Raw genomic sequence first — 12232 nt, forward strand, 5'->3', positions numbered from 1 at the left:
ACTGCGGGATAGCGGCGCCTTCCTGAACCCTGGCCGCTTATACTGTTTTCCCGCAGAATATCCGCCGTCCTCCTTTTTTTAATCTTATGGCAATAGCCATGTAATTCCTTAAAAACAACCCGAATTTCAAAAAAACCGGAAGAGCGCTTTTGCACTCTTCCGGTTTATCGTTTTTTCCTTTCGCGGAAAACCCTTTATCAATACATGCCCTGCATTCCAGCCGGGTTGGGAGCCGGCGGCTCGGGAGCAGGGATATCCGTCACCAGGCTTTCGGTTGTCAGGAGCATGGCGGAAACAGATGCCGCATTCTGCAGAGCAGAACGGGTGACCTTCTTCGGATCCAGAATACCCGCTTCGATCATATCCACATATTCGCCCTTGGCCGCATCATAGCCGAAGGAAACCGAATCGTTGGCGCGGATCTTTTCCACGATGATGCTGCCCTCGATGCCGGCGTTGGCCGCGATCTGACGGATCGGCTCTTCCAAAGCCCGCAGCACGATGGCAATACCCGTCCGGATGTCGCCGGTTTCGGTTGCCAGCAGCTCTTTCACATGCTTTTCAGCCTTCAACATTGCCGTGCCGCCGCCGGGAACGATGCCTTCCTCAACAGCCGCACGTGTCGCCGCCAGAGCATCCTCGATGCGCAGCTTCATTTCCTTCATCTCGGTTTCGGTTGCCGCGCCGACGCGGATTACCGCTACACCGCCGGACAGCTTCGCCAGACGCTCCTGCTGCTTTTCCTTATCATAATCCGAAGTGCAGTCGATGATCTGCTGCTTGATGCCGTTGATCCGGGCCTGAATTTCCTTCGGATCGCCCTTGCCTTCCACGATGATGGTATTTTCCTTGTCCACCTTGACCTGGCGGGCGCTGCCCAGCTGCTCGATCTTGGTTTCCTTCAGCTCCAGACCAACTTCCTCGGAAATTACCGTGCCGCCGGTCAGAACCGCGATATCCTGGAGCATTGCCTTGCGGCGGTCACCGAATCCAGGCGCCTTGACGGCAACGCAGGTGAAGGTTCCCCGCAGCTTGTTGACAACCAGAGTCGCCAGAGCTTCGCCTTCCACATCCTCCGCAATGATCAGCAGCTTTTTGCCCATCTGCACAACCTGCTCCAAAACCGGCAGGATCTCCTGGATGTTGGAAATCTTCTTATCCGTAATCAGGATAAGCGGATCATCCAGAACCGCTTCCATCTTATCCGTGTCCGTCGCCATATAAGCCGAAGCATAGCCGCGGTCGAACTGCATGCCTTCCACAACCTTCAGGTCGGTCTTCATGGTCTTGGATTCTTCCACGGTAATAACGCCTTCGTTGCCGACTTTTTCCATCGCCTGTGCGATCAGGGAACCAATGCTCTCGTCGCCGGCGGAAATCGAAGCGACCTGGGCAATCGCGGAGGAGCCTTCGATGGGCTTCGCCATCTCGGAAAGTCCTTCCACAGCCGCATCGCAGGCCTTCATGATGCCCTTCTTGATGCCCATCGGGTTTGCGCCCGCAGCCACGTTCTTGAGACCCTCGCGGATGATGGCCTGCGCCATCAGGGTTGCCGTTGTGGTGCCGTCGCCGGCCACATCGTTGGTCTTGGTGGCAACTTCCTTCACCAGCTGCGCACCCATGTTTTCAAAGGGATCTTCCAGCTCGATCTCCTTGGCGATGGTAACACCGTCGTTGGTGATCAGGGGAGAACCAAATTTCTTATCCAGAACCACATTGCGCCCTTTGGGCCCCAGGGTTACTTTGACTGTATCTGCCAGCTGGTTTACGCCTCTTTCCAGGGCGCGGCGAGCTTCCTCACCAAATTTTAACTGTTTTGCCATGATGTATCTTCCTCCTCTTTCTTTGCTTTAAGGGTTTATTCCACAACCGCCAGAATATCCGCCTGTTTGACGATGATCAGATCCTCGCCGTCGATTTTGACTTCTGTACCCGCATATTTGGAATAGATGACATGATCTCCCACCTTCACATGCATTTCAACGTCCTTGCCGTCTACATTTCCGCCCGGGCCAACTGCCAGAACTTCCGCCATCTGCGGCTTTTCCTTTGCGCTTCCCGGAAGAACGATGCCGCTCTTTGTGGTTTCCTCCACTTCCAGAGATTTGATTACGACTCTGTCTGCCAACGGTTTTACCTTCATAATGAAAACCCTCCTTAAAATAAAATCCTTCGTATCCCGTGCTTCCACGGTTTTCCTCTTTCTGGATTTATTAGCACTCGCAAATAGTGAGTGCTAATAACAAATTCTATTATAGTAAAGTCGGAGAATAATACAACAGCTAAAATTCTTCGTTTTTTCCATTTATTTAAAATTATATTTTTATATCTAATGTTTTCTTCATTTTGCTTGTGTTTTTATATACCATTTTCTTAAAATGGCTGTTTTATGGGAAAAAATGGCCGCTGCCGCTTCCCGCATTTGTTACGAAATCGTGAATTCTTCAAAAATGCTTTTTCCCGTCTCCGGAGCCTGTTGCATCCCTCTACCGTTCCCACTCTTGTTATGCTATAATTCTTTTTAACACACGCAAAAATAAAATAAGGGGGTACCTATGAGCATAACCATTCATTTATATTATACGGGACAGGCCGGCAGCGCCCGGCTTTTTGCGGAAGAAATGATGTCCAGTGGAGTTGTCCAGGCTGTCCGTGCAGAACCGGGAAACGAAAGATATGAATATTTTTTTCCAATGGAGGATCCGGAAACCGTCCTCTTGATCGACCGCTGGCGCGATTCCCATGCCCTTGACCTTCATCATCAGTCCGAAATGATGAGGCAGATCGCCGCTCTACGGGAAAAATATAAGCTCCGCCTGCGGGTGGAGCGGTATACCGATGCTCCCAAATAGGAAGATAAACCTCGGGAAACTCTGGGCGGGCCGAGGCAACGCGCAAAAATATACTGCGGCCTATTTGCATTGCGGCCCATCCCTCTATCCGAAATAGGAACGCTATGCGTGAAAATTTCTGCGCACGATCTGGTGCAGCCGGCCGCTTTTTAGCTGCGGCTGTGGATGATCTCTTCCGGGAAGCGGCTCCCTTTCTCCGGAGCCATACCCTTTGCATTGTTATGCCGGCTCGCTCCTGCCAAGGCAAAATCCCGGGCAGGTCTCCTGAAAAACAGCGGGACCGCCGCTCCTGTCCTATCCGCGGCACAAAACACATTCCGGCTCTCCGCTAGGACGAAGCCTATACAACGCAGCTCTATACAAAAAGCCATCCAACCGATGGCTTTTTTCCTTGTTTTAGTTTTCATGGTAAAGAGCTGGTTTGCCGCATTTCGCAGCGTTTTATTTCTCCGCATCCGTCAGCCGCAGTCCCAACGCCGCCGCTTTCTCGAAAATATCCGTCCCCGGCGGCAGAGTGATCGTCTGAAAACCCAGCTCCCGGGCCGCCTGGGTGTTGGCCTCCCGGTCGTCGAAAAACAGGGCGTGCTGCGGCACAATCGAATACCGTTCCATCAGCATCCGGTAAATCGCCGGGTCCGGCTTGATGCACCGCGCCTCCCAGGATACGACGCCGCCGTCAAACTCCGAAAAAAAGTCTGCCCGCTGCCCCCAGAGAATCTCCCAATTCTCCTTTTGAAAATTCGAGAGATAGAACACCCGGCAGCCCGCCGCCTTTGCCCGCCGCAGGAATCTCACATTCCGGGCGATGGGATTTACATATTCCGTCATATGGCGGATGGCATATTCCGCGGCCTCCTCGTCGCCCGGAACATAGGATGCAAACCAACGGGCGCCCTCATCGCGGCTGATATCGCCCCGGTCCAGAGCCTCCCAGAAGCCGGGAATGGGCGGCACTTCCAAAATCTTTTTCCGCGCCCGGCCGCTCAGCCCCATCTGTTTTAGCGCTTCGGGAAAATCCAGATAGACCAGCACAGAGCCAATGTCAAAAATCAGTGTGTCGGTCTTCATACGCCAAAGCCCAGCTCCGCCGTCTCGGCAAACAAATCGGTATCCGGCTTCAGCCAGAGAGTATGGATGCCCAGTTTCTCCGCCGCGCGGATGTTGTTTTCCCGGTCATCGATAAACAGCGTGTTCTCCGGCGCCAGGCCATATTTCCCAAGCAGCGTCTGATAAATCTCCGCATCCGGCTTGACCTGATGCACCTGATAGGACACCACGCCGCCGTCAAACAGCCGGAAAAAGTCAAAGCGTTCAAAAATGATTTCCCAGTTGCGGTGGGAGTAGTTAGAGAGATAATAGACCTGGTATCCCTTTGCCTTTGCCGCCCGGAGAAAGCGGGATGTGGGCGTGATCTCCTCCATATAATAGGCCATATGGGTGAAAGCATATTCCGCCTCTTTTTTATAGGTGGGGATCATATCAAGATAGATCTTGAGCCCCTCTTCCTCGGTCATAAGGCCCCGGTCCATCTTCTGCCAGAAGGGGCCGCCTTCTTTGATTACATCCAGTTCCTTCTGCACGGCCTCGCTGTATCCCAAATGTTTGAGAAAGTCCGGATAGTTGAAAGAAACCAAAACCGAACCAATGTCAAAAATAATCGCTTTCATATGATATCCTTTCTATATTTCACATATACCAGATCTATTGTGTCATAGGAAAGGCGAAAAGTCAAAGATTTTGTGCTATAATTGGGAATAAGCACGGCATAGACTGCAAGAGGAGGGGTTAGCCCATGAACCGCATTGTTTTAATTACCGGGGGAACCAAGGGAATCGGCCTGGCCGTCGCTCAGGCATTTCTCGCAAAGGGAGACATCGTGATCGGCGCGTCCCGGCGCCCGGCAGAGGTCCCCTTCCCCACCCATGCTCTGGATCTTTCCAGCGAGGAATCCATCCGGGAATGCGTCGGCTGGGTCGCCCGGGAATACGGCCGGATCGATATTCTCGTCAACAGCGCGGGCATGGGCATCGGCGGCCCGCTGGAAGATTATTCGGATGCCCAGCTGCAAAGGGAATGCCAGCTGAATTTTATTGGTACCGCCCGGATGATCTGCGCCGTATTGCCATATATGCGCGCCCAGAATGCCGGAAAGATCATCAGCATTGGTTCGGTTGCCGCCCGCATCCCTATTCCCTTCCAAAGCATGTACAGCGCCTCCAAAGCGGCGCTGGCCTCCATGACCGGGGCGCTACGTCTGGAACTTAAAGGAACGGGGGTTTCTCTCTGCGTCGTGGAACCGGGGGATACAGCCACCGGCTTCACCGCTGCCCGGGAGTTTGCTGCGGGAACCGGACAACATTCCTGCTATCAGGCGCCCTGCGAACACGCCTTAAACGCCATGATGCACGATGAAATTCACGGAAAATCGCCGGAAACCGTTGCCCGGGCCGTCGTCCGTCTCGCCGGAAAACGCCGGATGCCCGCCCGTCGTGTCGTCTGCATGGACTATAAGCTGCTCTGCCTTGCCGCCCGCCTCCTCCCGGTGCGCGTTGTGGAATGGGTTCTGGGCCTGCTCTATTTAAAAAGTAAAAAAGATGCCGGATACCGCTATGCGAAGAAATAATCGTTTCGCTTTAAAGAAAAAACAGGGAAGAAAACTTCCCTGTTTTTTGCCGCCAGCCTTTTTTCAGGAACCATGCGGCTGATTTTTGCGGTGCAGCTTTTCAAAATATGCAAGAGTCCTTATCTCTATCCATAAACCCCGGCATGGTATTTTGCATGAAGCGGGCCGTTCGGTTTTTCGGCTGTTTCATTTGTCATATGCCAAAACAGGGTTCCGTCCCCCCTGAAGCACCCTGTTCATGAAATGTTTCCATTTTTTCCGGCAGAATGGATAGACTTCCCGCAAAAATTCTATATAATTTCTATATAATAAGAAAAAAGTTTGGATTATCCGTCCAGCAGGAGGGCCTTTTGCGAATAGAGATAAAAGAATTAAAGAAGGCGGATCACAAAAAAGCCGCAGCCTTTGCCATCACCGGGATGCACTTTCACTGGTATGTAGACAGCCGTCCGCTGCTGCAGCTATATGGAAAATATTTTTGGAATATGGAAATTACCCGCGCCACGCAGATTCTCGCCGCTTATGAGGGCGATACGCTGGTGGGCGTGCTGCTGGCAGAAATATACGGGGAGAAAAAGGCATATCCATCCTTTGGCAAGTCGTTGTATGTGAAAATGTTTGATACCCTGCTGCGGCTCTTTTCCAAGGAGGGCGCCGGCCTATATGAGCAAACCAATCGTTCCATGCTTTGCAAATACAAAGAAACATGGGTTCCAGATGGAGAAATTATTTTTTTAGCCGCCGATCCGGGCAGCCAGGGCAAAGGGATTGGAAGCGCACTGCTCAAGGAGCTTGCGCGGAGAGAACAGGGCAAAAGGATCTTTTTGTTTACCGACGACGCCTGCACCTATTCCTTCTATGACCGCCGGGAATTCCGGCGGGCAGCGGAAACCAAAATCGTCCTGAATATGGGCAGAAAAACCGTCCCTCTGCGATGCTTCCTCTATGACAAAGTTCTATAGCCGCCGTCCCCGGCAATTTAGAAGTTCTATCCCCGGTTCAGAAAAGCCTCCCGCCCCGAAAAGGTTTCGGGGCTTTTTTGTGTCTCATCTCTCTGCCGGAAGCAAAACCGCCCATCCCTTCCTTTCCCATAGAAAAAAAGGTTTTTGCCGCCGGTAAGGTTCGGTTTTCCTCCCATGCGCGGCAGGCAAAAAAGCTGTTTCCCTTCCCTGCTCTTTCTCGGATCTTTCGGCATTCTCCTTTCCATTTCATCCGTCTCGCTGGCAGACGCTGCGCACCAGTTTCTATTGTCACTCCGTCCAGGAGCCTTTTTGTGGAACCAGGTTCCCGGATGGGGTTTGTCTCATCGTCGTTTTTCCCATAAGCCTAAAACAGGGAAAGCCTTTTCGCTTTCCCTGTTTTTCGCATATAACCCGCCATATTTTTATAAAGCAGGTGCGCTGGCCTTTATGCTCCGTCTCCGCCCAGCAGCCGCCGGATCTCCGGGATTTTTTCCCGGGCCTCGCACTTTCCCCGGCGATAGGCAGCTTCCAGCTTACCCATATCCCTTTCAAACCGGCGCACCTCCAGGGCCGTTTTGGGCGCAATGACCACCGCGCGCCCTTCTTTCTCCCATCGGGCCGCCAGCGCCTGTTCCTCTGCATAGATCTCATGGCGGCGGTCCAAAAGCCGGATCATGGCCGGATATCTGCGAAATGCCCGCTTATAATACCACCGCAGCTTCTCAGGCGGCTTCACATAATCCCGGGGCCGTGTCAGCACTACGACCGCCCGCTGGCAGCCGTCCTCTGCAGCCTTTTGCAGGGGAATGGGGTCCGACGTTCCTCCGTCCAGATATTTCCGGCCGCAGTATTCCACCATAGGGGAGAAACAGGGGATGGCGGACGACGCCCGCACTACCGTGCAGTCGTGATCCAGGTGCTCTTTGCCGAAATAGGCGGGTTTCCCGGTTTCTACGTCCGTCACCCCCACCACATATTCCGCCGCAGCCGCCTGAAAGGCATCGTAATCAAAGGGGTCGAGCTCATGGGGGATGGTGTCAAAAATATAATTCATCCCAAACATGGATTTTTCTTTTAAAAGCGGATACAGCCCGCAATACCGCTTATCTCTGGTATAGGCCGTGTTTATGCGGTATCCCCGCCCGGTCTGGCCGGAGACATAGGACAGGCCGTTGCAGGCGCCCGCAGAAACCCCGATCACATAGGGGAACCGAATATTTTCCTCTTCCAGCGCGTCCAGTACCCCCACGGTATAGAGGCCGCGAAAGCCGCCGCCCTCCAACACCAATCCAGTTTTCATATCCAATCCTTCTTTCTATTCTTCCCCAGGCATTCCCTCAAACTGCAGCCGCCCCGTCACCTCGCCAAAGGTCACGGGGATGCGCTTTCCTCCCGCTTCCAGCAGCAGATCCCCGGTTTCCGAAACCCCGATGCATATCCCGCATACCGTATGCGGAACGGATGCCGTGACCTCCCGCCCAGTGAGCAGGGAATGCTGCATATATTCCTCCCGCATGGCGGCAAATCCTTTTTCCATAAACTGCGCCATGCGCCGGTCCATCTGCTTTTTCAGCCGCCAGGCGATCTCCGCCCGGTCGCTTTCCTTCCCGGTAACGTTCCAAAGGGAAACCGCCCGGTTCTCTACCTCCGCCGGAAATTCTCTCTGGTTGACGTTGATGCCGATGCCCGCCACAATATAGGGAATCCTCTCTCCCCGGCAGACGGTTTCCACCAAAATCCCGCAGACTTTTTTCCCTTTTATATAGATATCGTTGGGCCACTTGATGGAGGCCGGAACATCGAAGTCCGCCAAAGTGTCGCAAACTGCCAGAGCCACTGCCAGCGTCACTGGGGCCAGCCGCTCGGGCGGCATGGTATTTTCATAGGCAAAGGAGACATAGAGGTTCCCCTCAGGGGATACCCAATGGCGCCCCAGGCGTCCTCTCCCCGCTGTCTGCCGGAGAGCGCAGGCCATGAGCTTTCCGCATTCCGGCGCTTTCTCCTTGGCAAAACGGTTGGTGGAATCCACTTCTTCCAGACAAAAAAGGGCGGTGTCCCTCTCCCGCCGCATCTTCTCCTTCAGGGATGCAAAATATCCCGCCTGTTCCATTATCATTCATCCTCTCCATTGCGCAGCAGCTCGGCAGCGTCCCCATAGGAAAAACCCTTGCGCAAAAGCGCCTGATAGATGCGCTGCCGCCGCTTTTCTTTGGGAAGGCTGTCGTATTTTTCCCGCAACTTGGCCACCAGGCCAGCCGCCGCTTCTCTCTCTGCCTCCCGGGAAAACTCCACGGAGGCGTCGATAACCTCCCGGGAAATCCCCTTTTCCATCAGCTTGCTCCGGATCGCCGCCGCTCCCAACTTGGCGCTGTAGCACCGGGCGAACTCCCGGGCATAGGCCGCGTCGTCGATATAGCCGTATTCCTCCATGGTGGCAAGAGCCGCCTCCGCGCTCTCTGCGTCGATTCCCTTGCGCAGAAGATGGCTGCGCACCTGCGAGCGCGTCCGGGGCGCATAACCCAGATAATCCGCCGCCAGCTCCTTGGCATATTTGCGGGTATCCTCCTGCCGCAGCTTTTCCAGCAGCCCCTCCTCCAAAATCATCCCCGCCCGGATATGGTGCTTCACGATGGTTTCCGCCGAAAGGGAAAGGAGATAGCCCTCGTCGGTGATGATATTGAACCGATTCTTTTTCCGCTTCTGGGGCTGAAGCTCGGTCACTTCCCAGCTCATTGCCCCGCCGCCTTTGCAATATTGGCCGCATGCTCCACATCCGCGATATTCCCGATATCCGACGTACTCCCGGAAAAATAGAGGCAGACCGAGCCGGACATCTGTCCGTTTTTCAGCGTATCATTGGCGTTGGGCATGCCAAACATGGAAGCGGCATATTTCTTTCCATTGATGGAAACCAGCATCGGCCGTTTTTCCCAGGAATACCCGCCGCCAAAACTCTTCATAAAGTTCACCTGGGATTCCTTGTCCGCCGTCTGTACATCGGCGTGATTCGTCCCGCCCGTCCGGGTTACCCGGAAGGTGCGCAGCGTGTTGAAATCCGTGACCGTCACCGTTTCTCCCACGGGGAAAATCACATCAATCTCGGCCCAGCTGGAAAGCTCGCCATATTCGCTGGGGGTGGCCAGCAACCCCGCGCCCACCGTCCGGGGGATGGTTTCATTCAGCGGCGCCCGCACAATGCCCGCGTCATAGAGATGGGAGTAGGTATCCTCCCCCACCATGCCGTCCTTTGCGATGTTGTTGCGCTCCTGGAACCGCAGGATTCCCTGATAGGTCATGTCGCCATAGCTGGCGGTGGGCCGGAAATGAAGATATCCCAGGTCTACCATCCGCTGCTGGATGATATAGACAGCGTCGCCCGCGTCTCCCTTCGTGATGGGGAAATTGTCCGCCATGGCCGCTAATGCGATGCCGGGTACCAGAACCGCCAATGCCGCCAGACAGGCCCACCGTTTCTTTCTCTCCATTGTCCGTCTCCTTTCCGCCATTTTTTTCGATTGTATCACATCCCCGTTCCGAGTTCAAGTTGACGGCTCTGCGTCCCGGCCGCTATAATAGAAGACAAAAGAAAGGAACCGGAAATGGAAAAAAGCTGTATTCATCTGTATTATGGCGATGGAAAAGGAAAGACAACAGCCGCCCTTGGGGCGCTGCTCCGGGCCCACGGCGCCGGAAAGAAGGTGTTTCTCTGCCAGTTTTTCAAGGCCGGCGATTCTTCGGAAATCTCCGTGCTGGCCTCTCTTGGAATCCCCGTGCTTCATTCTTCTCCCACAGGCAAGTTTCTCTGGAACATGACTCCCGGGGAAAAACAGGATTTTTTCCGCCGCCAGGCAGACTGCTTTTCCCGTGCCCGGGAATGGATCCTTTCCGGGGAATATGGAATGGCCGTTCTGGATGAGGGCCTGGACGCCCTGCAGGAAGGCATTTTTTCTGAGGAAGCGCTGCTTGCTCTGCTGAAAGAACGGGGCGGCTGCGAAATCCTTCTGACAGGGCGCAGGCCCACGCCCGCCCTTTTTCGCCAAAGCCACTATGCCACCCGGATGGAATGCGAAAAACATCCCTTTGCGGATGAGCACCTCTCCGCCCGGCGGGGCATCGAATATTGAGGAATCTTATATATGAAAAAACTATGGAAGCACCTGCTCATTTATTTCTGCATTGCCCTCTGCCTGTTCTATCTTCTGCCCTGGATCGGCACGTCGGCCGGCGCCAGCCTCTCCTTTATGCTGGTCACGCTGCTGCTCATCAATCCGCTGTTTTGTCTGGCCAGCGGCATCATCTTCTCCTTGACCGCCGGTTTTTCTCTCTATCTTCCCCTGCTCCTGGGCCTGTCCTTTCTCCCCAGCGTCTTTCTGTTCTATAACGAAACCGCGTTGCTCTATGCCCTGCTCTATTTCGGCCTCGCCCTTCTGGGAAGCTGCACGGGGCCGCTGTTTCGGCGGTGATAGGAGTCTGCTGCTTAAATATGCCCGTCTCCTATTTCCCATTTTAAAGACAGCATAGGCCGGCCGCCAGGGAGGTTGCCGCGCCGGAATAATACATGAGAGCCGTCATATTTTTCTCTCCTGTGCGTTTTCTCTATATTCCTTTCCTGCCCGCCCGGATGCTGCTTTTCAAAAAATTTATGATATCAGGATACGTCATGTATTCTGTTTTCGGCTAAGTACAGAAAAATTCTCATTCGTGCAGATTCCCTCATTTTTTAATGAAAGTCCGTCCCGTGTTCTGCTTTGGATTGTCTTTTTTATTTTCTTTCGTAATCCATCCCATCTGCTCTCTCCTCTCTCGTTTGGTTTGGCATGATTTTTTCCACCATTCCGCCCTCTTTTTCTGAATCAACCAATGCGCGATTTTCTAAATACGAAAAAAACGCCACGGAAATTCCGCGGCATTTTTTGTCTGATGTCGTTTTCGGTTCTTAGTCGCAGCCCAGCTCGTGCATGACATCGATTGCCTTCTGGTATCCCATGCCAATGCGCTCCACGCCCATATCCAAGAGTTCTTCCACCATAGCCGCGCCCTTGACGCCGCCCGAGCACTTCACCTTACAGTTGGTGCCCTCCACATATTTGAGCATGTTCTCCACCATGGGAATAGTCGCCGGGCCAAAGAATCCGGTGCCCGTCTTGACATAATCCATCTTGGCCGCCGCCACCAGCTGGCAGGCACGCTTGAGTTCATCTTCGGTCAGCGTGGGGGACTCGATGATGACCTTCAGGGGCACGGTGATGACCTTGCGGATCTCTTCCAGCTCTTTTAAAACCAGATCGTCCATTCCCGAGCGCAGCCATCCCAGGTTCATGTTCATGTCGATTTCATCTACACCCAGGTTCATGTTGTATTTTCCAGAAAAGATCTTTACTTCCGTCGGATCCACGCCGGTTCCAAACAGAACCATGCTGCCGCCTACCATAGTCTTATATCCCTTCAGCTGCTCGATCAGATAGGGATAGAAGCATTTCAGGCCATAGCAGATTTTGAAGTCATACTTTTTGCAAGCATCCACCATTTTGGGCATGTCGGCAAAGCTGGCCTGATGGTTGATGGCAACCACCTCTAAATGATCCGCAATTTCTTTGGGCGTTCTCTTACTCATCGCTGATTTCTCCTTCTAATTTCCATAATTTCTATGGTTGGAAACGGCTTTTGTTATATTTTCGCCGCTTTCATCCTTATTCGTGTTTAATATAGTCCTAAATTAACATTTTGTCAAGCCGTCTTCAGCCGTTTTCTCGCAGCACTTCATTTTCTTTTTATAGCAGCGGCGGATCATGGAA

14 protein-coding genes are annotated in these 12232 nt (G+C 53.4%); 5 read left to right on the forward strand and 9 right to left on the reverse strand.

All coding sequences use genetic code 11. The annotated features are described in order from the left end of the window. Positions 1-197: 197 nt before the first annotated feature. Both groL and H8693_RS03940 read right to left on the reverse strand, forming a co-directional pair. On the reverse strand, positions 198-1823 hold the full coding sequence (groL, locus tag H8693_RS03935) for a chaperonin GroEL (RefSeq protein ID WP_249279867.1): 1626 nt from the start codon (positions 1821-1823) through the stop codon (positions 198-200). A gap of 35 nt (positions 1824-1858) precedes the next feature. Next, a complete protein-coding gene (locus H8693_RS03940; protein ID WP_249279868.1) occupies positions 1859-2143 on the reverse strand; it encodes a co-chaperone GroES in 285 nt (94 codons plus the stop codon). A 412-nt stretch (positions 2144-2555) separates the two neighbouring features. Between H8693_RS03940 and H8693_RS03945 the strand changes: the two genes are divergently transcribed. After that, entirely contained in the window at positions 2556-2852 is a 297-nt protein-coding gene (locus H8693_RS03945; protein ID WP_249279869.1) for a putative quinol monooxygenase, read from the forward strand. A gap of 441 nt (positions 2853-3293) precedes the next feature. On the opposite strand, the gene H8693_RS03950 is transcribed toward H8693_RS03945, so the two are convergent. Beyond that, positions 3294-3920, reverse strand: coding sequence for an HAD-IA family hydrolase (locus H8693_RS03950; RefSeq protein ID WP_249279870.1), 627 nt, complete (start codon positions 3918-3920; stop codon positions 3294-3296). Further along, a complete protein-coding gene (locus H8693_RS03955; RefSeq protein ID WP_178621502.1) occupies positions 3917-4519 on the reverse strand; it encodes an HAD family hydrolase in 603 nt (200 codons plus the stop codon). The genes H8693_RS03950 and H8693_RS03955 overlap by 4 nt, the downstream gene beginning before the upstream one ends. A 125-nt stretch (positions 4520-4644) precedes the next feature. Here H8693_RS03955 and H8693_RS03960 point away from each other — a divergent pair, with 125 nt between their 5' ends. Further along, positions 4645-5475: an SDR family NAD(P)-dependent oxidoreductase gene (locus H8693_RS03960; protein WP_249279871.1), complete on the forward strand. Its 831-nt coding sequence runs from the start codon at positions 4645-4647 to the stop codon at positions 5473-5475. 350 nt (positions 5476-5825) lie between these two features. Then, the gene (locus tag H8693_RS03965) at positions 5826-6437 is read left to right on the forward strand and encodes a GNAT family N-acetyltransferase (protein ID WP_249279872.1); all 612 of its coding nucleotides are present in this window, start codon (positions 5826-5828) and stop codon (positions 6435-6437) included. A gap of 445 nt (positions 6438-6882) precedes the next feature. Here H8693_RS03965 and H8693_RS03970 read toward each other — a convergent pair whose 3' ends face one another. From H8693_RS03970 to H8693_RS03985, 4 genes are read right to left on the reverse strand one after another with little or no spacing between them, the layout of a single operon-like run. Further along, entirely contained in the window at positions 6883-7737 is an 855-nt protein-coding gene (locus H8693_RS03970; RefSeq protein ID WP_249279873.1) for a patatin-like phospholipase family protein, read from the reverse strand. Positions 7738-7752: 15 nt separating this feature from the next. Beyond that, positions 7753-8553, reverse strand: coding sequence for a biotin--[acetyl-CoA-carboxylase] ligase (locus H8693_RS03975; protein WP_249279874.1), 801 nt, complete (start codon positions 8551-8553; stop codon positions 7753-7755). Next, positions 8550-9170, reverse strand: a complete 621-nt coding sequence (locus H8693_RS03980) for a RecX family transcriptional regulator (RefSeq protein ID WP_249279875.1) — start codon at positions 9168-9170, stop codon at positions 8550-8552. Before H8693_RS03980 ends, H8693_RS03975 begins: the two co-directional genes overlap by 4 nt. Further along, positions 9167-9922, reverse strand: a complete 756-nt coding sequence (locus tag H8693_RS03985; RefSeq protein ID WP_249279876.1) for a peptidoglycan-binding domain-containing protein — start codon at positions 9920-9922, stop codon at positions 9167-9169. The genes H8693_RS03980 and H8693_RS03985 overlap by 4 nt, the downstream gene beginning before the upstream one ends. A 114-nt stretch (positions 9923-10036) precedes the next feature. On the opposite strand from H8693_RS03985, the gene H8693_RS03990 reads away from it, so the two are divergent. Continuing rightward, entirely contained in the window at positions 10037-10561 is a 525-nt protein-coding gene (locus H8693_RS03990; RefSeq protein ID WP_249279877.1) for a cob(I)yrinic acid a,c-diamide adenosyltransferase, read from the forward strand. 12 nt (positions 10562-10573) lie between these two features. Continuing rightward, complete coding sequence (locus tag H8693_RS03995) at positions 10574-10900, forward strand: hypothetical protein (protein ID WP_249279878.1); 327 nt, start codon at positions 10574-10576, stop codon at positions 10898-10900. A gap of 473 nt (positions 10901-11373) precedes the next feature. On the opposite strand, the gene deoC is transcribed toward H8693_RS03995, so the two are convergent. After that, positions 11374-12051 carry a deoxyribose-phosphate aldolase gene (gene deoC, locus H8693_RS04000; protein ID WP_178621486.1) on the reverse strand — a complete coding sequence of 226 codons (678 nt, stop codon included), beginning with the start codon at positions 12049-12051 and terminating at the stop codon, positions 11374-11376. Between the last annotated feature and the right edge of the window lie 181 nt (positions 12052-12232).

It is taken from the genome of Guopingia tenuis (assembly GCF_014384805.1).
Lineage (GTDB): Bacteria > Bacillota > Clostridia > Christensenellales > Christensenellaceae > Guopingia > Guopingia tenuis.